The sequence below is a fragment of the Sphingopyxis sp. BE259 genome, from assembly GCF_031457495.1.
Taxonomy (GTDB): domain Bacteria; phylum Pseudomonadota; class Alphaproteobacteria; order Sphingomonadales; family Sphingomonadaceae; genus Sphingopyxis.
Genome location: NZ_JAVDWM010000001.1, coordinates 1,275,728 through 1,300,477, shown reverse-complemented (window position 1 = coordinate 1,300,477; position 24,750 = coordinate 1,275,728). Strand labels below are relative to the sequence as shown.

24 protein-coding genes, 1 tRNA gene and 1 riboswitch are annotated in these 24,750 nt (G+C 65.3%); of the genes, 12 read left to right on the top strand and 13 right to left on the bottom strand.

What is annotated here, in order from left to right:
• Positions 1–60 precede the first annotated feature (60 nt).
• Positions 61–1,644 carry a Na+/H+ antiporter gene (locus J2X44_RS06345; protein ID WP_310088684.1) on the top strand — a complete coding sequence of 528 codons (1,584 nt, stop codon included), beginning with the start codon at positions 61–63 and terminating at the stop codon, positions 1,642–1,644.
• A 20-nt stretch (positions 1,645–1,664) separates the two neighbouring features.
• On the opposite strand, the gene J2X44_RS06340 is transcribed toward J2X44_RS06345, so the two are convergent.
• Together J2X44_RS06340 and J2X44_RS06335 are read right to left on the bottom strand one after the other, a co-directional pair.
• A tRNA-Gln gene (locus J2X44_RS06340) sits at positions 1,665–1,739 on the bottom strand.
• Positions 1,740–1,795: 56 nt separating this feature from the next.
• Positions 1,796–2,881: a branched-chain amino acid aminotransferase gene (locus J2X44_RS06335; protein WP_310088683.1), complete on the bottom strand. Its 1,086-nt coding sequence runs from the start codon at positions 2,879–2,881 to the stop codon at positions 1,796–1,798.
• A 78-nt stretch (positions 2,882–2,959) separates the two neighbouring features.
• Here J2X44_RS06335 and J2X44_RS06330 point away from each other — a divergent pair, with 78 nt between their 5' ends.
• Positions 2,960–3,472, top strand: coding sequence for a MarR family transcriptional regulator (locus J2X44_RS06330; RefSeq protein WP_310088682.1), 513 nt, complete (start codon positions 2,960–2,962; stop codon positions 3,470–3,472).
• Here the strand turns inward: J2X44_RS06330 and J2X44_RS06325 are convergent.
• Together J2X44_RS06325 and J2X44_RS06320 are read right to left on the bottom strand one after the other, a co-directional pair.
• Complete coding sequence (locus J2X44_RS06325) at positions 3,469–4,299, bottom strand: pyrroline-5-carboxylate reductase (protein WP_310088681.1); 831 nt, start codon at positions 4,297–4,299, stop codon at positions 3,469–3,471. The genes J2X44_RS06330 and J2X44_RS06325 overlap by 4 nt on opposite strands.
• 18 nt (positions 4,300–4,317) lie before the next feature.
• On the bottom strand, positions 4,318–6,015 hold the full coding sequence (locus tag J2X44_RS06320; protein WP_310088680.1) for an alkaline phosphatase family protein: 1,698 nt from the start codon (positions 6,013–6,015) through the stop codon (positions 4,318–4,320).
• Positions 6,016–6,097: 82 nt separating this feature from the next.
• On the opposite strand from J2X44_RS06320, the gene J2X44_RS06315 reads away from it, so the two are divergent.
• From J2X44_RS06315 to J2X44_RS06295, 5 genes are all read left to right on the top strand, one after another.
• Positions 6,098–8,170 carry a protein-disulfide reductase DsbD family protein gene (locus J2X44_RS06315; protein WP_405053395.1) on the top strand — a complete coding sequence of 691 codons (2,073 nt, stop codon included), beginning with the start codon at positions 6,098–6,100 and terminating at the stop codon, positions 8,168–8,170.
• On the top strand, positions 8,170–8,910 hold the full coding sequence (locus J2X44_RS06310; protein ID WP_310088678.1) for a TlyA family RNA methyltransferase: 741 nt from the start codon (positions 8,170–8,172) through the stop codon (positions 8,908–8,910). The genes J2X44_RS06315 and J2X44_RS06310 overlap by 1 nt, the downstream gene beginning before the upstream one ends.
• Positions 8,911–8,971: 61 nt before the next feature.
• On the top strand, positions 8,972–9,523 hold the full coding sequence (locus J2X44_RS06305; protein ID WP_310088677.1) for a TspO/MBR family protein: 552 nt from the start codon (positions 8,972–8,974) through the stop codon (positions 9,521–9,523).
• 34 nt (positions 9,524–9,557) lie between these two features.
• The gene (locus J2X44_RS06300) at positions 9,558–9,878 is read left to right on the top strand and encodes an accessory factor UbiK family protein (RefSeq protein ID WP_310088676.1); all 321 of its coding nucleotides are present in this window, start codon (positions 9,558–9,560) and stop codon (positions 9,876–9,878) included.
• Between the two features lie 134 nt (positions 9,879–10,012).
• Positions 10,013–10,519: a YbjN domain-containing protein gene (locus J2X44_RS06295; protein WP_310088675.1), complete on the top strand. Its 507-nt coding sequence runs from the start codon at positions 10,013–10,015 to the stop codon at positions 10,517–10,519.
• Positions 10,520–10,667: 148 nt separating this feature from the next.
• Here the strand turns inward: J2X44_RS06295 and J2X44_RS06290 are convergent, their stop codons facing one another.
• From J2X44_RS06290 to J2X44_RS06270, 5 genes are all read right to left on the bottom strand, one after another.
• Complete coding sequence (locus J2X44_RS06290) at positions 10,668–11,621, bottom strand: right-handed parallel beta-helix repeat-containing protein (protein ID WP_310088674.1); 954 nt, start codon at positions 11,619–11,621, stop codon at positions 10,668–10,670.
• 186 nt (positions 11,622–11,807) lie between these two features.
• On the bottom strand, positions 11,808–14,432 hold the full coding sequence (gene metH / locus J2X44_RS06285) for a methionine synthase (RefSeq protein WP_310088673.1): 2,625 nt from the start codon (positions 14,430–14,432) through the stop codon (positions 11,808–11,810).
• A gap of 99 nt (positions 14,433–14,531) precedes the next feature.
• Positions 14,532–15,581 carry a homocysteine S-methyltransferase family protein gene (locus tag J2X44_RS06280; protein WP_310088672.1) on the bottom strand — a complete coding sequence of 350 codons (1,050 nt, stop codon included), beginning with the start codon at positions 15,579–15,581 and terminating at the stop codon, positions 14,532–14,534.
• Positions 15,578–16,516 (bottom strand): methylenetetrahydrofolate reductase, encoded by a 939-nt coding sequence (gene metF / locus J2X44_RS06275; RefSeq protein ID WP_310088671.1) that lies wholly within the window; start codon positions 16,514–16,516, stop codon positions 15,578–15,580. Before metF ends, J2X44_RS06280 begins: the two co-directional genes overlap by 4 nt.
• Positions 16,513–17,505: a metalloregulator ArsR/SmtB family transcription factor gene (locus J2X44_RS06270; RefSeq protein WP_310088670.1), complete on the bottom strand. Its 993-nt coding sequence runs from the start codon at positions 17,503–17,505 to the stop codon at positions 16,513–16,515. Before J2X44_RS06270 ends, metF begins: the two co-directional genes overlap by 4 nt.
• 228 nt (positions 17,506–17,733) lie before the next feature.
• Here J2X44_RS06270 and J2X44_RS06265 point away from each other — a divergent pair, with 228 nt between their 5' ends.
• The 4 genes from J2X44_RS06265 (at position 17,734) to J2X44_RS06250 (ending at position 19,674) form a co-directional block, all read left to right on the top strand.
• A complete protein-coding gene (locus J2X44_RS06265) occupies positions 17,734–18,054 on the top strand; it encodes a hypothetical protein (RefSeq protein ID WP_310088669.1) in 321 nt (106 codons plus the stop codon).
• Between the two features lie 192 nt (positions 18,055–18,246).
• On the top strand, positions 18,247–18,543 hold the full coding sequence (locus J2X44_RS06260) for an entericidin EcnAB (RefSeq protein WP_137754470.1): 297 nt from the start codon (positions 18,247–18,249) through the stop codon (positions 18,541–18,543).
• An 83-nt stretch (positions 18,544–18,626) separates the two neighbouring features.
• The gene (locus J2X44_RS06255; protein ID WP_310088668.1) at positions 18,627–18,833 is read left to right on the top strand and encodes a hypothetical protein; all 207 of its coding nucleotides are present in this window, start codon (positions 18,627–18,629) and stop codon (positions 18,831–18,833) included.
• 34 nt (positions 18,834–18,867) lie between these two features.
• Positions 18,868–18,960, top strand: a riboswitch (ZMP/ZTP riboswitch).
• 21 nt (positions 18,961–18,981) lie between these two features.
• Entirely contained in the window at positions 18,982–19,674 is a 693-nt protein-coding gene (locus J2X44_RS06250) for a DJ-1/PfpI family protein (protein WP_310088667.1), read from the top strand.
• Here the strand turns inward: J2X44_RS06250 and J2X44_RS06245 are convergent.
• From J2X44_RS06245 to groES, 3 genes are all read right to left on the bottom strand, one after another.
• On the bottom strand, positions 19,671–20,417 hold the full coding sequence (locus tag J2X44_RS06245) for a glutaminyl-peptide cyclotransferase (RefSeq protein ID WP_310088666.1): 747 nt from the start codon (positions 20,415–20,417) through the stop codon (positions 19,671–19,673). The genes J2X44_RS06250 and J2X44_RS06245 overlap by 4 nt on opposite strands.
• Positions 20,418–20,644: 227 nt before the next feature.
• On the bottom strand, positions 20,645–22,288 hold the full coding sequence (gene groL, locus J2X44_RS06240) for a chaperonin GroEL (protein WP_310088665.1): 1,644 nt from the start codon (positions 22,286–22,288) through the stop codon (positions 20,645–20,647).
• Positions 22,289–22,352: 64 nt separating this feature from the next.
• Positions 22,353–22,640, bottom strand: a complete 288-nt coding sequence (gene groES / locus J2X44_RS06235; RefSeq protein WP_088440350.1) for a co-chaperone GroES — start codon at positions 22,638–22,640, stop codon at positions 22,353–22,355.
• Positions 22,641–22,853: 213 nt separating this feature from the next.
• On the opposite strand from groES, the gene J2X44_RS06230 reads away from it, so the two are divergent.
• Complete coding sequence (locus J2X44_RS06230; RefSeq protein ID WP_310088664.1) at positions 22,854–23,309, top strand: hypothetical protein; 456 nt, start codon at positions 22,854–22,856, stop codon at positions 23,307–23,309.
• Here the strand turns inward: J2X44_RS06230 and J2X44_RS06225 are convergent.
• Positions 23,242–24,636: an MATE family efflux transporter gene (locus J2X44_RS06225; protein WP_310088663.1), complete on the bottom strand. Its 1,395-nt coding sequence runs from the start codon at positions 24,634–24,636 to the stop codon at positions 23,242–23,244. The genes J2X44_RS06230 and J2X44_RS06225 overlap by 68 nt on opposite strands.
• Positions 24,637–24,750 lie beyond the last annotated feature (114 nt).

The window sequence follows — 24,750 nt, the reverse complement described above, 5'->3', positions numbered from 1 at the left end:
GCTTTGGGGGGCTCAGCATGACATCGGTAATTGACACCCCGCGACATCGGACCTGAGCCGATGCACGCGGTCGAAATCTTCGAGCTGGTCCTTGGCCTGCTGGCGCTGGTCATCGCGCTGCACTGGCTGGCGCTGAAGCTCAATTGGCCGCCCGCGACCGCCTTGCTCGTCGGCGGCGGCGCGCTGGCGTTCATTCCCGGTCTGCCCGCGATTTCGCTCGACCCCGAACTGGCACTTGTCCTGTTCCTGCCGCCCTTGCTGATGGACGGCGCTTATTACACCGCGCTGGGCCGCTTTCGTCGCCATCTGCCCGGCATCCTGTCGCTCGCGGTGGGCGCGGTCATATTCACCACCTTGATTGTCGGGGTCGTGGTGCACTGGATCGTGCCGGAATTGCCCTGGGCCGCCTGCTTCGCGCTCGGCGCGATCGTGTCGCCGCCTGATGCGGTATCGGCGCGCGCGGTGCTGAAGGGCGTCCATCTGCCGCGGCGGCTCGAAGCCCTGCTGGAGGGCGAAAGCCTGCTCAATGATGCGACCGGGCTGATCCTGTTCCGCTTTGCCGTCGCTGCGACGCTCAGCGGGGTATTCCATACGGGCGAGGCGGTGCAGAGCTTTGCCTTCGTCGCGGTCGGCGGGGTCGTCGTTGGCGCGGTGGTTGCCAAAGGGTGGATTTTCCTCGCCAAGCGTTTCGATGACCCGATGCTGATCATGCTCATCACGATCCTGCTATGCTGGGCCGCCTATCTCGCTGGCGAAGCCATCCATGTTTCGGGTGTGATCGCAACGGTCACTGCGGGTCTGGCGCTGGGGTGGTACCAGCATGAAATCCTGCCCGGCGCCGTCCGCCTGCGCGCCAATTCAGGGTGGCAGATCCTGGTCTTCGTCCTCGAAGCGCTGGTGTTCATTCTGATCGGCTTTTCGCTGCGCGGCGCGATCGAGCGTGTCGGCGGGATCGGGGCGATGCCGATGTCGTGGATCGTCCTGATCGTCGCGGTCGTGCTGACCGTTATCGTCGCGCGCTTCATGTGGGTTTTCGGGTCGGAGGCGGTGCTGAAAATCGTCGGCAAGTCCGGACTGAAGCGCGCCCGTCCGCTTGGCTGGCGTCAGGCGACCGTATTGAGCTGGGCCGGGATGCGCGGCGTCGTGACGCTGGCGGTGCCACTCACCCTGCCCACCGATATGCCGGGGCGCGATCTGATGTTGATCTGCGCCTTTGCCGTGATCTTTGTCACTGTCGTCGCGCAAGGCTCCAGCCTTGGGTTGCTGATCCGCCGGGTCCAGCCGGTCGATACCGATCCGCCCGCCAAAATGGCGATGCCGGCGGCAGAAGCCGCGATGGCCCGCGCGCGCTTCGCAGTGATCGAAAAGCTCGCATATGATGAGAATGGCACGCTCGTCCACCCCATGATGCTCGAAGAACATCGCAAGCGTTTGGGGTTCATGGAGCGTTATGAAGCCGACGCAGGGGCCGCAATGGTCGGGTTGCGATCGCATTTCGACGTACTGCTGGCGGCGATTGCCGCCGGGCGCGCCGAATTGATCCGAATCCACCGCGCGGGGTTGATCGAGGACGAGGTGCTCCACGAGCTGGAACGCGACCTGGATATCGAAGAACTCGCGATGACGCTGCAGCGCGGCGAATAGGGCGGGAAGTCCGCACCGGCTGGCTGGGGCGGCAGGATTCGAACCTGCGAATGGCGGCATCAAAAGCCGCTGCCTTACCACTTGGCGACGCCCCAACGGGCCGGTGCGAGCGCGCTCTATAACGCTTCGGCTTAGGTTGGCAAGGCAGCCCTTAGAGGCGCGTGACCCAGCCATGCGGATCGGCGGCGCGGCCGCGCTGGATGTCGACGAGTTTGTCCTTGAGCATCCCGGTGACCTGTCCGGGGCCGCCTGCGCCGATGGTGAAACTGGTGTCGCCGCGCGTCACCTTGCCGACCGGGGTCACGACTGCGGCGGTGCCGCAGGCAAAGCTCTCGGTCAGCCTACCGCTTTCCGCATCGGCCTGCCACTGATCGATCGCATAGGGTTCTTCGCGCACCGTCAACCCGGCATCGCGTGCCAGCGTGATGATCGCGTCGCGGGTGATGCCCGGCAGGATCGTGCCGGTCAGCGGCGGGGTGACGATGCTGCCATCGCCCATCACGAAAAACATGTTCATGCCGCCCAGTTCCTCGATCCAGCGATGCTCGGCGGCATCGAGGAACACGACCTGGTCGTGCCCCTTGGCGATCGCCTCGCGCTGCGCGATCAGGCTGGAGGCATAGTTGCCGCCGCATTTGGCGGCGCCGGTGCCGCCGGGCGCGGCGCGGGTGTAATCTTCCGACACCCACAGCGATATCGCCGGGGCGCCCGATTTGAAATAATTTCCGACCGGCGAGGTGATGACGAGGAATTGATATTCCGCCGCCGGCTTGACCCCCAGAAACACCTCGCTGGCGAACATGAAGGGACGCAGATAGAGCGCGCCGCCATCGACCGGCGGGAACCAGGCCGCATCGGCGGCGACGGCTGCCTTGACCGCGGCGATGAACAACTCCTCGGGCATTTCGGCCATCGCCATGCGGCGCGCGCTGGCGTTGAAGCGCGCCGCATTGGCCTCGACCCGAAACAGCGCCATCGACCCGTCGTCGAGCCGATAGGCCTTCAGCCCCTCAAAGATTTCCTGTGCATAATGCAGCACCGCAGTCGCGGGATCCAGCGTCAGCGGGCCGCGAGGCATGACCTGTGCGTCGTGCCAACCCTGCCCCTCGGTATAGCGGATCGACACCATATGGTCGGTAAAGACGCGCCCGAACGCCGGATCGGCAATCGCCGCCGCGCGCACATCGTCCGCCACGCGATTGGGGTGCGGCAAATGGGTAAATGCGGGAGCGGACATGCGAAAACACCTATGATCAGCGGGTCTATGGTGCGCGCCTCTTGCCAAAGACCGGCGCGGCGCGCAACGGTAGTGACCATGGCCGAGGAAAATTTTCTTTCACAAGTCCCCGCTGCGTCTGCCCTTTTCTTGCGCGAAGACGAAGTGCGCCGCGGCATCGAATTTCTGTTTTTCGCGCATGCATCGCTGTGGCGGTCGATTGACGCGCAGCTGGCCGAGCAGGAGATCGGGCGGGCGCATTACCGCGCGCTTTATTTCATTGCGCGGCAACCGGCGTTGACGATTTCGGACCTGCTCGCGCTGCTGGGCATCACCAAGCAATCGCTGGGGCGGGTGGTGAAAGAACTGGAAGCGCGCGACTTGCTGACGACGCGGCCGGGCAATCGCGACCGGCGGCAAAAGGAGCTGCGCCTGACCGAAGCCGGACGGACGATCGAAGCCGCGATCTTTACGCTGCTCCGCGACACGATGAGCCGCGCCTACACCCATGCCGGGCAACAGGCGGTGACCGGGTTCTGGCACGTCAGTGAAGCCCTGGTTCCGGTACGCGACCGAAAACGCATCGCGGCGCTGGGGCGCGATCCGGTTTAGCCGTCGCCCCGCGCCAGATCGGCGAGTTCGCGGCCGCGGTCGCGCGCGGCGCGCAACACGCTGGTGAGCAGCGCGGCCAGCTGGCCCTCGCTGTCGAGCACGTCGAGCCCGGCCTGTGTCGTGCCGCCCTTGCTCGCCACCTGCGCGGTGAGCACCCCGGGTTTTTCGCCGCTGTCGGCGAGCAGCGCCGTCGCGCCGCCAAAGGTCGCGGTGGCGAGGGCCAGCGCATCTTCGCCCGACAGACCGAGCCGTTCGCCCGCCGCCGCGTAGGATTCGATCAGGCGAAACACAAAGGCCGGACCGCTGCCGGTAAAGGCGGTGACCAAATCCATCGTCGAATCGTCGGTGAGCGTGACCGTCTGTCCGAGTGGGTCGAGCAGCGCGTGGATCGCCTGATTATCGGCGTCGCCCAGCGTCGCGACGGCGGTCACTCCGGCGCCGATGCGCGCAGCGAGGTTGGGCAGGATGCGAACCTGCGCCCCCGCATCGGGGAAGCGCGCCGCCAGATCGGCGAGCGACACGCCGGCAAGGATCGACAGCAAATGCACGTCGCCGGTCGCCAACGGGGCGAGCATGTCGGCGACATCGCCCAGCTGCTGCGGCTTCATCCCCAGCATGATCCAGTCGGCGCCGCCGCCCGCGGCTTTCCATTCGGCGAGCGACGGATATTGGGCGACGCCGCCCCGCGGCGTTGCAAACGGATCGACGATCGCGACATCGGCGCGGTCGAGCCCGGCCGCCAGCCAGCGATCGAGCATCGCGCCCGCCATGTTGCCGCAGCCGACAAGCAGCAGTCGGCGGGAAAAACTCTTCAAATCTTGAACCATGATCCTGTTTCTTAAATCCTAGCGGCAGCTCGTTTCAGGCCCCGACAACAGGTCGAGGCAGCGCCCGTCGATTTTGGCCGCATCGACCGGCACCCCGATCAACGACGCCAGCGTCGGCAGAATGTCGACCGTCATTACCGCATTGGGCTGTTCAAACCCCGCCAGCCCCTTGCGCCAGAACAGCATCGGCACGCGCCGGTCATAATCCCACACCGACCCGTGCGTCGCAACATAGCCGAGTCCCGATTCGGGAATCGGGGTCACGCGCGGCTTGAGCACCACGATGAAGTCGCCCGACCGATCGGGGTGGAAGGACGCGCGCAGCTTGTCGTGAAGATCCCAGGTGTCGGGTGCCTGCTTCGATATCGGACGGCGCGCCAGCTCATCGGCTGTTACTACCGCCTCGATCTGCGGATGCGCGCGGAGCCGGGCCAAAATATCGTCGAGCGCGGCCTTGCGCTGCGCGGCGGTGAGCGCCTTCGACAGATACATGTCGCCAAACGGGCCGTCGCCATAGAGCAACGGCTGCGGCAGGCCGAGCTTTTCGGCGACCGCTTTGCCCAGCACGTCGGGGGCAAGCGCCGGATCGACGCGCTGCGCCGCCGGCCAGGCGTTCTGGCGGTTGCGTTCGGGCATGTCGTGACCGCCATGGTCGGCGGTCAGCGCGACGGCGTAATCGATACCGGTCGCGTCGAGGCGCGCGAAGAAATCGCCGAGTTCGCGGTCGAGGCCCGTCATCTGAAGGCACATTTCGCTGCCCTCTGTCCCCGCGCCATGGCCGACATAGTCGGTCGCCGACAGCCCGACGATCAACAGATCGGTGCCGCTGCCCTCGCCCATCCGGCGCGCTTGGCGCAGCGCCGCGGCGGTCGCGAGGACCGCGCCGTCAGCTTCGGGTGAGGCCATAAAGCGGCGGAAATCGCCGCCTTCGCGGGCGAGGCGGCCGGTGCCGACGGTGCCGCCCTTGTCATTCACCGGAATAGCGATGTCGTGGTTTACGCAATCCGCCGGGAGCATCATCGCGGGACGCGGCTGCGCGATCGCGGCGGCGATTGCCGCGCCCGCCTGCGTCGCGGTCGGCGACAGCGTGGTGCCGCGATAGCTGGTGAGGCCGGTGGGGGCGAGCCACAGCAGCTCGTCGGCGTTCCGTCCGCCCATCATGATCGCGGCGCGGTCCTTACCCGCAACCGACACGACCTGCGCCGCGGGATCGCGCGCCTTCATCAGATCGCCCAGCGTCGGGACCAGCAGATGGTTCACCGACGGCGCATATTTGCCGCCGCCCGATGCGGTCCCGGCAACGCTTTCGTCCTCGGCGCAATAGATGCGCTTGTCTTCGCGCGCGACCGCCAGATCGAAATAATTATTGGCGACGACACCCGCGGGGCCGGGGTGACGGCCGGTCAGGATCGTCGCATGGCCGGGGCATGTTTCGGTCGCGCCATGCGCCTGATAGCCCGAAGGAAAGACGATGCCCGACGCCAACCGGGCGAGCCCGCCGGTGAACTTGCCGCGATATTGGGCGAACAGGTCCGCCGACAGCTGGTCAACCGCGACCATCACGATCAGCTTCGGCGGCGGCGTCGCGGCGGTCACTTTCTGAACCGGCGGCGGCGCCGAATTTTGCGCGAGAACGGTGCTGGCGCCGCCGACGCAGAGGGTCGCGGCCACGGCTATTTTGAGGTGTTTCAGCGTCACGAGCGGCGTCTCCGTCATGCAGGGTGTCAGCGCGGGCTGTCCTCTCGACGAAAGCCGCCTATATGGCAAGCCTCGAGAGATGGATGACAGCGGAACGGGCATGGATCGCGGCAAAGACGTTTTTGTGACAATGCTGTGGCGCGCGGTGCTGGTGCTGCTGGCGTTCGCGCTGCTCGCGCTGGGCCCGGCGAGGGCGCAATCGACGCATATCCAGCCAAAACTCGTCGCCGAATCTGCTGCCCCCGCGCCCGGCGGCGCGACCACCCTGGCGCTGACGATGGCCCCCGACGCGGGTTGGCACGGCTATTGGATCAACGGCGGCGACGCCGGTTTCGGGCTGTCGATCGAATGGAATGCGCCCGAGGGCGTCACCGTCGCGCCCTTCCGTTATCCGGTCCCCGAACCGCTGGTCCTGTTCGGCATGATGAACCATGTCTATGAGCACCCCTATGCGCTGCTCGCTGATGTTCGCATCGACAAGAGCGTTGCGCCCGGCACCGACCTGACGCTGTCGGGGGTCGCCAACTGGCTCGCCTGCACCGACAAGGTGTGCGTGCCCGAACGGGCGGTCGTCTCGGTGGCGCTGAAGGCGGCGGACGGCAGCGTTGCCGCCGCATCACGCTCCCGCTTCGACGGCTGGCGCGCGCTGATCCCGCAGCCGCTCGACCGCGGCGGCACTTGGGAGCGGCGCGGCGACAAGGTGCGCTTTGCGATCCCGCTGCCCGCCGGGTCGGCGCTCGATGCGCCCTATCTGTTCGCCGAGACGCAAAATCTGGTCGATTATGCGGCGCCGCAAGCGTTCAGCCGCAACGGCGATTTCATCATCGTAGAGACGCGCGCCAAGGGCGAGGCAGTTGGGCCGGTGGCGGCGCTGCTCAAGCTGGGCGAGGGCCGCGGGCTCTCGGTGCGGTTCGCGCCCGGCACAGTGCCTGCCGCGGGCGAGACGATCGCCGGACCGGCGGGCGCGATCGACGCTACCGACATGGGGCTGTTCTGGACCGCGCTGGGCGGGGCAATCCTGGGCGGGCTGATCCTCAACCTGATGCCCTGCGTCTTTCCGATCCTGAGCCTGAAGGCGCTGAGCCTCGCCCGCTCAGGCGGCGATGCGCGGTCGGCAAAGGTCGAGGCGCTGGCCTATACCGCGGGGGCGATCGTCACCGCGCTGCTGCTGGGCGGCGCGTTGCTGGCGCTGCGCGCGGCGGGCGAGCAGGTCGGCTGGGCGTTTCAGTTGCAGCATCCGGTCAGTGTCCTCGCGCTGCTGATCCTTGCCCTCGCGATCACGCTCAACCTGCTCGGCGCCTACGACCTGCCGTCGTTCGGCGGCGGGCAGGCGCTGGCGGGCAAGGAGGGCGCGGCGGGCGGTTTCTGGACCGGGGCGCTGGCCGCCTTTGTCGCGACGCCGTGCAGCGGCCCGCTGCTCGGAGCCGCGCTGGGCGCAACGCTGGTCCTGCCGATTTGGGCGGCGCTGCCGATCTTTGGCGGTCTTGGGTTCGGCCTCGCCCTGCCTTTCCTTGCGGTCGGGTTCGTTCCGGCGCTGCGCAACCGGCTGCCCAAGCCGGGGCCATGGATGGACCGCTTTCGCAAATGGATGGCGCTGCCGATGGGGCTCACCGCGCTCGCGCTGGCGTGGCTGCTGTGGCGGCAATTGGGCAGCGGATCGCAGCTGATCTGGCCGATCGTTGCGGTCACCATGGCACTGGTGCTGCTCACCCATTATGGCGCGATGCAGCGCGGCGACCGGCGGTCGTGGCTGCTGATCGCCGCGGGGGTGCTGTTCGTCGGCAGTCTGGCAGGAACGGTTGCGGAAGTTGCCGACGCCGAACGCACGACAGCCGCGAGCGGTGCGACCTTTGCCGGCGATGCGCTCGCAAAGGCGCGCGCGACCGGTAAACCGGTGTTCGTCTATTTCACCGCCGACTGGTGCCTGTCGTGCAAGGCGAACGAGGCGGCGGCGATCAATCGCGAGGCGGTGCAGGCGGCGTTCGACAAGGCGGGTGTCGTCACACTGGTCGGCGACTGGACGAACGGCGATCCGGTGATCACGCGCACGCTGGCCGAACATGGCCGCAACAGCGTGCCGCTGTATCTGTGGTACGCGCCAGGGGCGGCGAAGCCCGAAATTCTGCCGCAGATATTGACGCCGGGGATACTTGTCGAACAGGCGGGCCGCTGATGGCCAAGGTTCGCGCCGACCAATTGCTCGTCGATCGTGGCCTCGCCGAAAGCCGGACGCGCGCGCAGGCGCTGATCCTCGCTGGCCTGGCGTTTATCGGCGACCGCAAGGTCGACAAGGCGGGACAGCAGCTCGCCGCCGATGCCGACATCAGCGTCAAGGGCCGCGACCATCCATGGGTGTCGCGCGGCGGCATCAAGCTCGATCATGCGCTGACGCATCTCGGCTGGGATGTGACCGGCGCGGTGGCGATCGATGTCGGATCGTCGACGGGCGGCTTTACCGACGTGCTGCTCAGCCGCGGCGCGGCGCAGGTTTATGCGGTCGATTCGGGGACCAACCAGCTGGCGTGGAAGCTGCGTCAGGACGACCGCGTGGTCGTCCACGAACAGACGAGCGCGCGCATCCTGACCGCCGCGCACATCCCCGAACCCGTCGACCTGATCGTGTGCGACGCCAGCTTCATCGCGCTGGCCAAAGTGCTGCCGGTGCCGATGTCCTTCGCGAAACCCGGCGCGCGCATCGTCGCGCTGATCAAGCCGCAGTTCGAGGCCGAACGGCACGAGGTCGGCAAAAAAGGGGTCGTGCGCGACGCCGCGGTCCATGCCCGGGTGTGCGGCGATGTGCGCGACTGGCTGGAACAGAATGGCTGGACGGTCGTTGAAACGGTCGAAAGCCCGATCACCGGGCCGGAGGGCAATGTCGAATTTCTGATTGCCGCGGTCAAAGCAGCGGCTTGACGCCAGCCCCGCCCGCCGCGACACCCGACATCAGCCGATTCCCGCGCAAAGGACCATGTGCATGACCGAGATCGCTACACCGGGCCAGCTTCGCATGTCGTATCTCCGCTGGGCGATGGTGACAGTCCCCGCGATCGTCCTGATCGGCAGCCTGATGGGGGTGCTGTCGAACAGCGGTTACGGCAATCGCTGGTTCGCGTCGCTCGACCTGCCCGCGATTACCCCGCCAGGCTGGGTGTTCGGGGTGGTCTGGCCGATCCTTTACATCATGCTCGGGCTGGCGCTGGCGATGATCCTGCACGCGCGCGGCGCCAAGGGGCGCGGGCTGGCGCTGACATTGTTCTTTGTCCAGTTGATCGCCAATTTTGCCTGGTCGCCGCTGTTTTTCGGTCAATATCAGGTGACCAGCGCGCTGTACCTGATCATCTTCATCCTGCTGACGACGATCGCGACCACCTTTGCCTTTGCCCCGATCCGCAAGGCGGCGGCGTGGCTGCTCGTGCCCTATATGGTCTGGCTGAGCTTCGCATCGATCCTGAATTTCCAGATCGATCAGCGCAATCCCGACGCTGAAACCCTTGTCCCCACCGCCGCCAGCACCCAGATAGGGTGACGGCAAGGGATGTCTCCCGACGAAGGAAGTTAAGATGCAGAGCGAGAACCGCTTTTTCGACGATCTGGCCAAGATGGTGAACGGCGTGGCCGGAACCGTCGCGGGCGCCGGCCGTGAGGCCGAAGCCGCGATGCGCGAACGCGCCAAGGAATGGGTCGGCCGGATGGATTTCGTCAGCCGCGAGGAATTCGAAGCGGTAAAGCAAATGGCCGCGACGGCGCGCGCTGAAACCGAAGCGCTGAAGGCACGGCTCGATAAGCTGGAAGGCGCGGCAAAGCCTGCTGCTACGGCAAAGGCTGCGGCACCGAAGGCGGCAGCTGCGCCCAAGTCCAAGCCAGCGCCCAAGGCAAAGTAAGACGTCGCCCCCGCGAAGGCGGGGGCCGCTGGCAACCTTAAGCTAGGCCGATGGCGGCCCCCGCCTTCGCGGGGGCGACGGTTTTGGGCGGTCTATGACTCGCGTCGCAGGACAACACCCGCTAAAGCGCCCCGATGAGCGACGATATCTACGACGACGAAGACGGCCAGGACGCCGCCCCGATGGACATGCTGGCATCCTATTTTGCCGCGCACGACTGGCCGCACGAAATGGTCGGCGAGGACGAGATCGTCGCGACCGCGCAGGGTAGCTGGACCGCCTATGAACTACGCGCGGTGTGGCGCGCCGACGACGGCGTCATCCAGCTGCTCGCCTTTCCCGACATCCGCGTCGTCGAGGAAAAACGCGCCGTGGCGCATGAGGCGCTGGCGCTGATCAACGAACAATTGTGGCTGGGGCATTTCGAGCTGTGGTCGAACAGCGGGACGATATTGTTCCGCCACGGGATGCTGCTGGGCAGCGATGGTTCGCTGGCGCTCGACATGACCGAAACGCTGATCGAAAGCGCGATCGACGAATGCGAGCGCTTTTATCCGGTGTTCCAGTTCGTGCTGTGGGGCGGCAAGTCTCCCGCCGAAGCGCTGGCAGCGTCGCTGATCGAAACGCGCGGGGAAGCCTGACGCCTTCCTCCCTGATCCGTTCGTCCTGAGGAGGGACTGAGCCTTGCCGAAGGCCCGTCTCGAAGGATTAGGCACCACGGCTGCCTCTTTCGAGACGCCATTTCGACAAGCTCAATGGCTCCTCAGGACGAACGGGTTGAGGGGATGCCTACCGCTTCTCGAACCGCGTCAGCCCCGCGCCGAGCTCATTCGCGCCGATCGCCAGCGCCTCGCCGCTCCAGTCGGCGACAAACACCGATTTGCGGTCCAGGCCCGCGGGCAGGCTGGCGCGGTTGCCGGTGATCGACAGGCCGCGCGACGGATTCTTGCGCTCCTCGGCCGCAACCGCGATCAGCGCCGAATAATTTTCCTTGTCGCGGCCCTGGATGAACAGATTGTTCGCGATCCGCCCGACCGATCCCGACGGCAGGTCGATCATATAGTTGGTCCCCGTCCCCTGCGTGTCGTCGAAACTGTTATCGTTGACGTCGACGGTGATCGCGCGGGTCTTGAGATAATGGCCGCCGCTGCCCTTTTCGAAGCGGGTGCGGGTGACGACGACGCGGCCATACAGGCCGGTGTAGACGCTGTGTGCGCAACTGAGGCCCCGGTCGCAGCGACCGAGGCGCGAGAAGGTCGAGCGGTCGATGGTCAGCGTCGCATCGGAATCGTCGGCGGTCAAAATGCCTTCCTCGCTGCCGCGGAACAGGCTGTTGACGACGTCGAGGTCGCTTTGTTCGAGGCGGATGCCCGCGCCATTGCCGTCGGGAACGCGCATATTCTGGAACACCAGTCCATCGACCCGCGCGCCCGCGCCGCGCAGCACCAGCGCGGCCTTGCCCTCGCACGCCACGCCGTCAAAGATCGCGCGGCCGGGCTCTGCGGCGACAAACGCGATGCGGCCCGCGGTCTGCACCGCGCAGTCGCGGTGATAGCCGGCCGCGATGCTGATCGTTCCCGTGCCCTCGCCAATGGAATCGACCGCATCCTGCAACCGCCCGAAGCTGCGGCCATCGACGCTGTAGGGAGCGCCAGCGATCTGCGCGGGGAGTGGCGCTGGCGCGAACAACAGCGGCAGGGCGAGCAGCGGCAGCAGCGGCCGACGGAAAAGGGACTTGAGCATCGGCGGGCTATAGCGGTTTTTGCGGCGCCAGTCGTTGGCGAAGCTGGTTAACCGTGGGCGTGTCCCGTTGTCGGACGTCACCGCCGCGAGATATTAAACCATCGTCACCCCGGACTTGATCCTGGGTCCATCTTCGACCGCAGCGTCCATGGACCCCGGATCAAGTCCGAGGTGACGAAGCATGGGCTAGTCCAGATTGGGCCGCAGCCAGCGCGTCGCGGTTTCCAGATCGACGCCGCGACGCGTCGCATAGTCTTCCAGCTGGTCGCTGCCGATCCGCGCAACGCCGAAATACTGACTTTCGGGATGGCCGAAATAAAAGCCGCTGACCGCCGCGGTCGGCAACATCGCAAAGCTTTCGGTGAGTACCAGTCCCGCATTTTCTCCCGCCGCCAGCAGATCGAACAGGATCGGTTTCAGACTGTGGTCGGGGCAGGCGGGATAGCCGGGCGCCGGACGGATGCCGCGATATTCTTCCTTGATCAGCGCCTCGTTGGTCAGTTGCTCGCCGGGCGCATAGCCCCAGAGGGTCGTGCGGACATGCTGGTGCAGCCGCTCGGCGAACGCCTCGGCAAACCTATCGGCCAAGGCTTTCAGCAGGATGTCCGAATAATCGTCCTTGTCGGCGCGGAAGCGTTCCGAATGCGGCTCGATACCGTGGATGCCGACCGCAAAGCCGCCGATCCAATCGCCCGCCGGATCGATGAAGTCGGCGAGGCACATATTGGCGCGGTCGCGGCTTTTCTTGATCTGCTGGCGCAGAAACGGCAGCGTCACATGGCGTTCCTCCTCGGCAAGGTGGATCGTCACATCGTCGCCATCGCGCGCGCACGGCCAGAAGGCGCAGACGCCGCGGGCGGTCAGCCATTTTTCAGCGATCAGCTGGTCGAGCATCGCATCAGCGTCGGCCTTCAGCGCCACCGCCGTCTCGCCGACGACCTCGTCGGTCAGGATCGATGGCCAGGTGCCGTGCAATTCCCACGCGCGGAAAAAGGGCGTCCAGTCGATGCATTCGAGCAAATCTTCGAGCGACCAGTCGTCGAAGCGGTGCAGCCCGGGCTGCAAGGGCGGCGCCGGTTTGTCGCTGAGATAGGCGTCGTAATAATTGGCGCGCGCCTCCTCCAGCGTATGGAGGACGCTCTGACCCTTGCCAGCGCGCACGTCGCGGATGTGCGCGTAATCGTCCTTATATCCGCCGACATAGGCTTCGCGCCCGGTGTCGCTGACCAGGGCGGTTGCGACGCCGACCGCGCGGCTGGCGTCTAGGACGTGCAGCACCGGCCCCTGATAGGCGGGATCGATACGCAGCGCCGTGTGAACCTTTGACGTCGTCGCGCCGCCGATCAGCAGCGGCATCGTCATGCCCGCGCGCTGCATTTCTTCGGCCACCGTCACCATCTCGTCGAGCGAGGGGGTGATGAGGCCGCTGAGACCGATCATGTCTGCATCATTCTCGTTCGCTGCCTCCAGGATCTTCGACCACGGCACCATGACGCCGAGGTCGATAATCTCGAACCCGTTACATTGCAGCACGACGCCGACGATGTTCTTGCCGATGTCGTGGACGTCGCCCTTGACGGTCGCCATCACGACCTTGCCCTTGCCCTTCGCGCCCGGCTCTTTCGAGGCCTCGATGAAGGGGAGCAAATGCGCGACGGCTTTCTTCATCACGCGCGCCGATTTGACGACCTGCGGCAGGAACATCTTGCCCGACCCGAACAGGTCGCCGACGACGTTCATGCCGTCCATCAGCGGGCCTTCGATCACCTCGATCGGGCGCGGCATCAACTGGCGCATTTCTTCCGTGTCGTCGACGACATAGGCGTCGATGCCCTTGACCAGCGCATGTTCGAGCCGCTTGGCGACCGGCCAGCCGCGCCATTCCTCGGCGGCCTTTTCCTGCGCCGGATTGCTGCCCTTATAGCGTTCGGCGAGCGCGATCAGCCGTTCGGTCGGGCTTTCGGCCTCGCCGTCCTTTTTACGGTTGAGCACGACATCTTCGCACGCCTCGCGCAATTCGGGATCGATCGTATCGTATACGTCGAGCTGACCCGCGTTGACGATCGCCATGTCGAGCCCGGCGGGGATCGCGTGATAAAGGAAGACGCTGTGCATCGCGCGGCGCACCGTCTCGTTGCCACGGAACCCGAACGACAGGTTCGATAGCCCGCCCGAAAAATGGACGTGTGGACAGCGGACGCGGATCACCTTCACCGCCTCGATGAAATCGACCGCATAATTGTCATGCTCTTCAAGGCCGGTGGCGACTGCGAACACATTGGGATCGAAGATGATGTCTTCGGGCGGAAAGCCGATGGTCATCAGCAGCTTGTAGGCGCGCTCGCAAATCTCGATCTTGCGTTCCATCGTGTCGGCTTGGCCGACCTCGTCGAACGCCATCACGACCACCGCAGCGCCGTAAGCCATGCACTTGCGGGCGTGTTCGAGGAAGGGCGCCTCGCCCTCCTTCATGCTGATCGAATTGACGATCGGTTTGCCCGGAACGCATTTGAGACCCGCCTCAATGACGCTCCATTTCGAGCTGTCGATCATCACCGGCACCCGCGCGATGTCGGGCTCGGCGGCGATGAGCTTGAGGAAGGTGGTCATTGCATATTCGGCGTCGAGCAGGCCTTCGTCCATGTTGACGTCGATGATCTGCGCGCCGTTCTCGACCTGCTGGCGCGCGACTTCGACCGCCGCGGCATAGTCGTCGGCGAGGATCAGCTTCTTGAACGCCGCCGATCCGGTGACGTTGGTGCGCTCGCCGATATTGACGAAGTTGGTGGCGGAGGCGGCGGCAGATGACACTATAATTCCGTTCGTTTCGATCGAAGTCGAGAAACGTCCACGCGACGCTGAGCCCTGAACGTGTCTCGACTTCGCTCGACACGAACGGATGTTTGGGCGTTATGCCGCCATCGTGAATGGCTCCAGCCCGGCCAACCGCGTCCGCACCGGCACCTGCGGAACCTGCCGCGCAGGCAACCCAGCGACCGCCTTCGCCATCGCCGCGATATGCGCCGGGGTCGAACCGCAGCAACCGCCCAGAATATTGACCTGGCCATGCTCGGCCCATTCGCGAACCAGCCCCGCGGTGGTGTCGGGCATCTCGTCATATTCACCCAGCTCGTTGGGTAGGCCAGCGTTAGGATAGACCATCACCAGTGCATCGGCGATGTCCGACAGCACTTTCACATGCGGGCGCAGCTGAGCGGCGCCGAACGAGCAGTTCAGACCGATCGTCAGCGGTTTGGCATGGCGCACCGCGTACCAGAACGCCTCGACCGTATGCCCCGACAGATTGCGACCCGACAGGTCGGTCAGCGTCATCGAGATCATCAGCGGCAATTCGCGCCCGACCGTCGCTTCGGCCTCCAGCGTCGCGGCGATGCCCGCCTTGGCATTCAGCGTGTCGAAGATCGTCTCGATCAGGATGAAGTCTGCGCCGCCCTCGGCCAGCGCCACGACCTGCTCCAGATAGACGGCCTTGAGATAGTCGAAGTCGATCTCGCGAAAACCGGGGTCGTTGACGTCAGGCGACAACGACAAGGTTTTGTTGGTCGGCCCGATCGCTCCGGCGACAAAGCGCGGCCGCCCGTCCTTTGCAGCATATTCGTCGGCCAGCCGCCGCGCGATCTTGGCGCTTTCGACGTTGATCGCGCGGACCAGATGTTCGGCGCCATAATCAGCCTGACTGATGATATTGGCCGAGAAGGTGTTGGTCGAGACGATGTCCGATCCGGCGTCGAGATAGGCGCGCGTAATCGTCTCCGGCACCTCGGGCTTGGTGATCGCGAGGATGTCGTTGTTGCCCTTCTGATCATGGCTCAGCCCAAGCGACCCGGCATAATCCGCTTCGGCCAGCTTCCAGTTCTGGATCTCGGTCCCGAACGCGCCGTCGGTGAGCAGAATACGCTCTTGACCGGCCGCTTGCAGAGCTTCGCGTGCGCTTTTCATGCGGCTTGATCCTTTGCGGTCGGGGTAGGGCGCAGGCCGAGCAGATGACATATGGCATAGCTGAGTTCGGCGCGATTGAGGGTGTAGAAATGGAAATCACGGACGCCGCCGGCATAGAGTCGGCGGCACATTTCGGCAGCGACGGTCGCCGCCACCAGCTGGCGCGCCGCGGGATGATCGTCGAGCCCGTCGAACAGCGACACCATCCACGCCGGGATCGCCGTCCCGCACATATCGGCGATGCGCCGCGTCTGCGACACGTTCGACACCGGCAGGATGCCCGGAATGATCGGTGCGTCGATCCCCGCCGCCGCCGCCGCGTCGCGAAAGCGCAGGAAGCTGTCGGGCGAGAAGAAAAACTGGGTGATCGCGCGCGTCGCCCCGGCGTCGAGCTTGCGCTTCAGATTGTCGAGATCGGACTGCGGACAATCGGCATCGGGGTGGGTTTCGGGATAGGCGGCGACCGAGATTTCGAACGGCGCCACCGCCTTGAGCCCCGCGACCAGCTCGATCGCATTGGCATAGCCCTGCGGATGCGCGCTGTATGGCGCCCCGCCCGGCACGTCACCGCGCAGCGCGACGATGTGCCGCACCCCGGCGTCCCAATAGGCCGCTGCAACCTCGTCAATCTCGGCGCGCGAAGCCTCGACACAGGTCAGGTGCGCAGCGGGCGGCACGGCGCTTTCCGCGGCGATGCGCGCGACGGTCGCATGGGTGCGCTCGCGTGTCGACCCGCCCGCACCGTAGGTGACCGAAACAAAGCGTGGCGCAAGAGGTTCGAGGGTGCGGAACGTGTCCCACAGCTGCGCTTCCATCTTGTCGGTCTTGGGAGGGAAAAATTCGAAGCTGACGCCGATATCGCCGTCCAGATTGGCGAACAGCGGTGAGGCCGCGGCGCGGCGCGCCTCCGCGAGCGAGTTCAAATTCGACGTCATGCCGCAAGCCTTTTTTGCTGAGCGTCGCCATCATGGGCGACCGGCGGTTGATCTTCATCGCTGCGACGGCGGCCGAGCCATAGTTTGACCGCCAGCTCCCCGCCTTCGAGCGTCTGGGTGTTTTCGAGCAGCAGTCCTGCCGAAGCGAACCAGCCACGGATCTGAGCGTCCGAAAAGCCGAGCCGCGCATGCGCCGCGAGGTTGCGCAGATCTTCATCCTCATGCGGTGCGAAATCGACGACCAGCAAATGGCCGCCGCCGCGCAGCACCCGGCTCGCTTCGCCGATCACCCGGTCGGGCTCGTGCGCGAAATGCAGCGCCTGATGGATGACGATACTGTCGACGCTGGCGTCGCCCACTGGCAAATGCAGGAAATCGCCCTGGACCAGATCGACCGGAATCGCCTGCCCGGCCAGTTTGGCGCGCGCGATGCGCAGCATTTCGGGGCTGCGGTCAAGCGCGGTGATCCGGCGCGCCGTCGGCGCAAATATCTCCGCCATCCGGCCGGTGCCGGTGCCGATGTCGAGAAGATGGCCGAGCCGACGATTGTGCATCATCGCCAGCATCGCCGCCTCGACCTCGCTTTCGGCGACATGGCGCGAACGGATCGCGTCCCATTCGGCGGCATGTTCGGCAAAATAGCGCGCAGCAACCGCGGCGCGTTCGTCGCGCACCGCCGCCAGGCGCCGCGCGTCATGCGCGATGACCAGCGCCTCGCGTGCGGAAAATGGCCATTTCTCCGCCTGCCCGATGATCTCGGCGATCGGTCCGCCCTTGGCGATCCGCAGGAACACCCAGCTCCCTTCGCGCCGCCGCTCGACAATCCCCGCCTCGACCAGGATACGGACGTGGCGCGACACGCGCGGCTGGCTCTGGTCGAGAACGACCGCGAGTTCGCCAATCGCCAGCTCCATTTCGCGGAGCAACGCGACGACTCGCAGTCGCGTCGGGTCGGCCAAGGCCCGAAAGATGTCGATCAGCTCGCTCATGACAACAGATATAAAGGTTTCTTTATATCTGGTCAACCAAGCCTCGAACCCCTATTTCCGCCACGCCAGATCGTCTTGGACGAGGTTTGCGACAAAACATCTTGGCTCGCGCAAAAAGGGCGTTGCGCGCGATTTGGTGAGCGAGTAATTCTGCGCCCGATTGGCATATTTCGGGATCGATCTGTTCCTGTGCCGGTCGATCCGTTTTAACCGAGAGGGGTTTCCTACATGAAAAAATCGTTCACCATGTCGCTCGTCCTTGCCGCCTCGCTGGGCCTCGCCGCTTGCGGTGAAAAGGCTGCCGACGACACCGCCGCTGCCACCGAAGACACGGCAGCGACCGTCGAAGGTGCCGCTGACGGCGCGATGGAAGCCGCTTCGGGCGCTGCCGATGCTGCTGCTACCGCTGGCGCGGCCGCCGAAGGCGCTGCCGATGCCGCTGCTGCTGGCGACGCCGCCGTTGCCGCCGACAAGGCGACCGAAGCTGCCGACGCCGCCAAGGAAGCGACCGACGCCGCCAAGGGCGCGATGGAAGAAGCCAAGAAGTAAGCGTCTTTCCGGCCGATTTGGCCAGAGGACCAACGGGGGTCGCCGGTTCGCCGGCGGCCCCTTTGTCCTTTTCGGGGACAGATATGATGCGGTCAGGCAGCAAAAGCTATTGATTGCCAAGCCCCTGATCCCCCGCTAACTCTCTGCGTCAATGGCCGTTTGCACGGTCATTTTATTCGAAAGGAATTACCCATGCGCAAGATCCTCATCGCTTCGATGGCCGCCGCGGCCTTCAGCCTGACCGCCTGCTCGGAAAAGGCCCAGGAAGAAACGTCGGAAGCCGGCGCTGCCGTTGCTGACGACGCCGCCGCCGCTGGCGATGCCGTTGCCGAAGGTGCGGCCGACGCCGCCGACGCCACCGCTGCTGCTGCCGACGATGCCGGCAACGCCGTCGAAGGCACCGTGAACGCTGCCGGCGACGCCGCCGCTGCGGCTGGCGACAAGATCGCAGAAGAAACCGCCAAGGCCGAAGCCAACGACAAGCAGTAAGTCGTTGGCGCGCGTCTGAGCGTGCGACTATGGAAGGGCTCCATCCCGCGCGGATGGAGCCCTTTTTCGTGGGAGAGATGCCGATGCACCGCTATGGACTGGTCGCGATTTTGGCGGCGGCGACGCTGATGTCCGCCTGCAGTCGGACCGACAACGAACCCGGCCCTGGCGGGGTGACGGTCAGCGAGGCAAAGGCGCTCGACGATGCCGCCGAAATGCTCGAAAGCCGCGACGCCGCACCGGCGGTCGAGCAGTCGGCAGCAGACAAGACCGAGCAGACGGACAAATAGCGCCTTCCCCTTCGCGCCGCGCGGCGTTACTCTCTCCTGGCCTCGCGACTGGCGCTGAAGATGGAGCCCCATCGGGAAGCGAGGCTGGCCAAGACGCCATTGCGAGCCGCGCGCCTGGGTGATCCATAGCCAGCGCAAGGACATCCGCATGACCGACTCCACCACCACCACCACCACCACCACCACCATCGTCTTTCTGCTTTTTCCGGGCATCACCCAGCTCGATTTCACCGCGCCCGCGCAGGCGCTGTGCCGGATGCCCGGCGCGCGTCTGGTCGGCGCCGCGGCAAGCCGCGATCCGATCACCACCGACTGCGGCTTTGCGATCCTGCCGACCGACGATTTCGCCAGCTGTCCGGGGGCCGACATCCTGTGCATCCCCGGCGGGCATGGGGTTGCCGAGGCGTTGAACGATCCCGCGACGATCGCTTTCATCGCGCAGCAGGCGGCGGGCGCGCGGTGGGTGACCAGCGTCTGCACCGGCGCCTTCCTGCTCGGCCGTGCCGGGTTGCTGACCGGCAAACGCGCGACGACGCATTGGGCCTATGCGCATCTGCTACCGCTGGTTGGCGCCGAACCCGTGAGCGCGCGGATCGTCGAGGACGGCCATCTGGTGACCAGCGGCGGGGTCACCTCGGGTCTCGATTTCGCGCTGACGCTGATCGGGCGGCTGCATGGCGATGCGGTGGCCCAGGCGATCCAGCTCGGAATCGAATATGACCCCGCGCCGCCCTATGCCGGCGGCCATCCCGACCGCACCCCGCCCGCGATCACCGCGGGATTGAAAACGCGCGTCTATGACGCCGCGGCGGCGCGGATCGAACAGGCGCTGGGCGGCTAACTGCAGTCTGCGAGCGCAATCTCGTATAGCTTCGGCCAATATTTGCCTGTCACGAACAGGCGCTTTTTCTGCGCATCCCAGGCGATGCCGTTGAGGACGCTATCGCCGCCCGACGCGCCCGCTTGGTCCTTCAGCCCCGACAGGTCGACATAGGATTTGATCGCGCCGCTGGCGGGGTCGATCCGCACGATCATGTCGGTCATCCAGACATTGGCCCAGATCTCGCCGTCGATCGTCTCCAGCTCGTTGAGCATCGCCAATGGGCGGGTGCCGAACCGCACGGTGACGCGTTTTTGCTCGGTCATCGTCGCGGGGTCAAAAAAGCGCAGCTGCGACGTGCCGTCGCTCAGCACCAGGCTGTCCCCGACCATCGTGACGCCCCAGCCCTCGCCCGCATATTTGAAACTGCCGACGGGCTTCAGATCCTTGACCCGCCAGCGATTGCCGACCCCGCCCTGCCAGGTGACGCCGATGATCTGGTCGCGCCAGCGGGTGATGCCTTCGCCGAACTGGCTGGAGGGCAGCTTCGTTTGGGCGACTGCCTTGCCAGTCTTGAGGTCGAGCCGTGCGACGCGCGAGCGGCCATATTGGCCGGTGGCTTCGTACAGATGGCCGCCGTCCCAGAACAGGCCTTGGGTGAAGCTGGTCGTGTCGTGGGGGTAGCTCTGAACGATGCGATAGCCGCATCGTGCGATCGGCTGCGGCGGGTCGGCGACGGCGGTCAGGAGAGCAAGCACGATCATGGCGCTTTGCTATGCGGCGCGGGATGAACTGGCAATGACAGAACCGCCGTGCCCCTGCGAAGGCAGGGGCCCATCACCCACGGGCGCATTGCAAAGCAGCCCTCTGCAAAATGTCGAGAGGGTCGGTGATGGGCCCCTGCCTTCGCAGGGGTGCGGCATAGAAAAAAAGGCCGGAGGATTGCTCCCCCGGCCCTCTTTTCGTTGGCTGAGCGCCGAACGGTTCGGACTTAGAAGTCCATGCCGCCCATGCCGCCCATGCCGCCGCCGCCCATGGGCATGGCGGGCTTGTCGTCGGGCGTTTCGGCGATGCCGGCTTCGGTGGTGATCAGCAGACCGGCGACCGATGCGGCGTCCTGCAACGCGACGCGGACAACCTTGGTCGGGTCGATGACACCGGCCTTGACCAGGTCTTCATAGACGTCGGTCGAGGCGTTGAAGCCGAAGCTCGGGTCTTTCTGATCAAACAGCTTGCCCGCGACGACGCCGCCGTCAAAGCCGGCGTTTTCGGCGATCTGGCGGACCGGAGCCTGCAGCGCGCGACGGATGATGTCGATCCCGCGGGTCTGGTCTTCGTTGACGCCGGTCAGGCCTTCGAGCGCCTTGGTCGCATAAAGCAGCGCCGTACCGCCGCCGGGGACGATGCCTTCTTCGACCGCAGCGCGGGTTGCGTGGAGCGCGTCATCGACGCGATCCTTGCGTTCCTTCACTTCGACTTCCGAGGCGCCGCCGACCTTGATGACCGCAACGCCGCCAGCGAGCTTCGCCAGACGTTCCTGCAGCTTTTCCTTGTCGTAATCCGACGTGGTCGTTTCGATCTGGGCGCGAATCTGTTCGACGCGGCCCTTGATCGTGTCGGCGTCGCCGGCACCATCGACAATGGTGGTGTTGTCCTTGTCGATCGTGACGCGCTTGGCCTGACCCAGCATGTTCAGGGTGACGGTTTCCAGCTTGATGCCCAGGTCTTCGCTGATCATTTCACCGTTGGTGAGGATCGCGATGTCCTGCAGCATTGCCTTGCGGCGATCGCCGAAGCCCGGTGCCTTGACGGCCGCGACCTTCAGGCCGCCGCGCAGGCGGTTGACCACCAGCGTGGCGAGCGCTTCGCCTTCGATGTCTTCGGCGATGATCAGCAGCGGACGGCCCGACTGCACAACCGCTTCGAGAATCGGCAGCATCGACTGGAGGTTCGACAGCTTCTTTTCAAAGATCAGGATGTACGGATCGGCCAGCTCGACGAGCATCTTTTCCGGGTTGGTGATGAAGTAGGGCGACAGGTAGCCACGGTCGAACTGCATGCCTTCGACGACGTCGAGCTCGAAATCGAGACCCTTGGCTTCCTCGACGGTGATCACGCCTTCCTTGCCGACCTTGTCCATCGCCTGGGCGATTTTCTCGCCGACTTCGGTGTCGCCGTTGGCCGAAATGATGCCGACCTGCGCGATTTCGGCAGTGCCCGAAACCGGCTTCGACTGTGCCTTGATCGTTTCGACAACCTTGGTGACCGCAAGGTCGATGCCGCGCTTCAGGTCCATCGGGTTCATGCCGGCAGCAACCGACTTCATGCCTTCGCGGACGATCGCCTGCGCCAGCACGGTCGCGGTGGTGGTGCCGTCACCGGCCAGGTCGTTGGTCTTCGAAGCGACTTCGCGCACCATCTGCGCGCCCATGTTTTCGAACTTGTCCTTGAGTTCGATTTCCTTGGCGACGGTGACGCCGTCCTTGGTGATGCGGGGGGCGCCGAAGCTCTTGTCGATGACGACGTTGCGGCCCTTGGGACCGAGGGTCACCTTCACCGCGTCGGCGAGGATGTCGACGCCGCGCAGGATGCGTTCGCGCGCGTCGCGGCTAAATTTTACGTCTTTTGCAGCCATGTGGATGCTCCTTTAAAAAATGGCAGAAAACTGCGCAACTTCACTCGAGATTCGATCAAATCGCTCAGGCGATGACGCCGAGGATGTCCGATTCCTTCATGATCAACAGCTCTTCGCCGTCGACCTTGACTTCGGTGCCCGACCATTTGCCGAACAGGATGCGGTCGCCGGCCTTGACGTCGAGCGGGGTCACCTTGCCATCATCGGCGCGAGCGCCCGAACCGACGGAGACGACTTCGCCTTCCTGCGGCTTTTCCTTGGCGGTGTCGGGGATGATGATGCCGCCAGCCGTTTTTTCTTCGGCTTCGATACGGCGGACGAGCACTCGGTCGTGCAGCGGACGAAATTGCATGGATATCCCTCCAATGATGCAATGGATGTGATTTAGCACTCACGGAGTGCGAGTGCTAACAGCCGGCATATGGGTGGGGGTTGTGACAGCGTCAAGGCGATTAAGGGAAAATTTTCGGCTGAGCGGTAGGGCGGTCAGATGGGGTGTGAAATACCAATCGACAAGGTTGCCTTGAGGCAGGACCCGAACGCCGTCTGGACCGAGGGGCAGCTGATGCGCGGTCGCTTTATCGACGCGTTTTCGCGGATCGAAAGCGCGGTGACCGAATATCTTGTCCGCTTGGAATACAAAGCTGCGCCACGCGCGCTATTCTCGCAAAAGCTGAAATATCTGACGGCGTCGCGTGACCGCTTCGTCCATCCCAAGAAACTGGACGACCGGATTGCCGCGATCGTAAAGCTGAACGAGTTGCGCTCTGACCTTGCTCACGCGGCCCTGACCGTCATCGTTCAATATGACGAGACAAAAGTTATAGACCACTGGCTAGGTTTTCAGAACGCCAGTCTTGCGGACAAACCGCTTCGCGTCCTCTCGGTCGATCAGCTTCGGCAGATGACCCAAGACGCCAATCGTCTGGCGACGCAATTCCCTCACCAGCAACTTAAGGCAGCAACCCCAGCCGCGCCCGCATCCGCCAGCGCGCCAGCAGCACCGCCGACACCACAATGAGTCCGACCGCCAGCCCGATCCATACGCCGACCCCGGCGAGCGGGGTCCAGAAGCCGAGGTAGATGGCGGTACCGTATCCGGCGATCCAGTAGCCGCAGATCGCGATAATCATCGGGGTCCGCGTATCCTGCAGCCCGCGCAGGACCCCAGCGGCGACCGCCTGCGCGCCGTCGAACAGCTGGAACGCCGCAGCGACGACGAGGAACTGCATCGCAAAGCCGACCAGCGCCGCGTTGCGCGCCGCGTCGACATCGACGTAGATCGACAGCACCAGCGCCGGGAACAGCCACATCAAGAGCGCGGTGAACGCCATGAAGCCGATGCCGAGCACCAGCGACGCCTGCCCCGCCTGCGCTATGCCGCGGTGGTCGCGGGCGCCATAGGCCAGCCCGACGCGGATCGTCGCCGCCTGCGCCACCCCGAACGGGATCTGGAACGCGAGTGCCGCGACCTGCAACGCAATGGTGTGACCCGCGAGTTCGGCCTCGCCGATCCGCCCCATCAGGAACGCGGCGCCGGTGAACAGCCCGGCCTCGGCCAGAATCGTCAAGCTGATCGGAGTGCCGATGCGCAGCATGTCGAAAAAGCGCGTCCATTCGGTGCGCCACCAGTTGCCGAACAGATGATAGCGCCGCAGCCGCCGGTCGGACTGGATGACGACGACATAGGCGAGCAGCATCAGAACGCTGGTGATGACGCTGGAGATCGCCGAGCCGTGCAGCCCAAGCGCGGGCATCCCCAGATTGCCGAACACCAGCGTCCAGTTGCCGAGCGCGTTGACCCCGAGCGCGCCAAAAGTGATCGCGGTCGCGATCGTCGGCCGTCCGAGCGCCGAGACGAAGATGCGCAGCACCGTCGCGGCGATCATCGGGAACATGCCCCACATCAGGATCAGCAGGAAGCCCGCGGCGCGCGCCGAGGTTTCGGCGGGCTGGCCGGTCGCCACCATGATCGGCCCGCCCGCGGCGCAGATGCCCATGAAGACGAGCGACACGAGCGCACTAAGCCATAACGCCATGCGCACCGTTCGCCGCACCTCGCGCACCGCATGTTTGCGGCGCCCAAGTTCGGCGGCGATCAGCGGCGCGGCGGCGCCGACCAGCCCGCTGCCGGTCCACAGGAGCAGGCCAAAGATCGACACCCCGAGCGACGAGGCAGCGAGCGCCGCATCGCCGAGCCGGGCCACAAAAATCACGTCGATCGCGTGGACAAGCATCTGGAGCAGGTTCGCCGCCGCCAGCGGCAGGGCGAGCGCCAGCGTCGCCCGGAATTCCTGGCGAAGACCCTGCGGTGTTTCCGCGGTCAAAGGCGTGGCCTGCTGCAACATGGCCGGCCCGGATAGGCGCGGCGGTGCGGGGGTTCAATCGCAGGTGGGGGCTGGCGGGATTTTCGAGGGCGGGGGTGGCAAAATGGCAACAGCGGCACCAACCACTCGTCATTG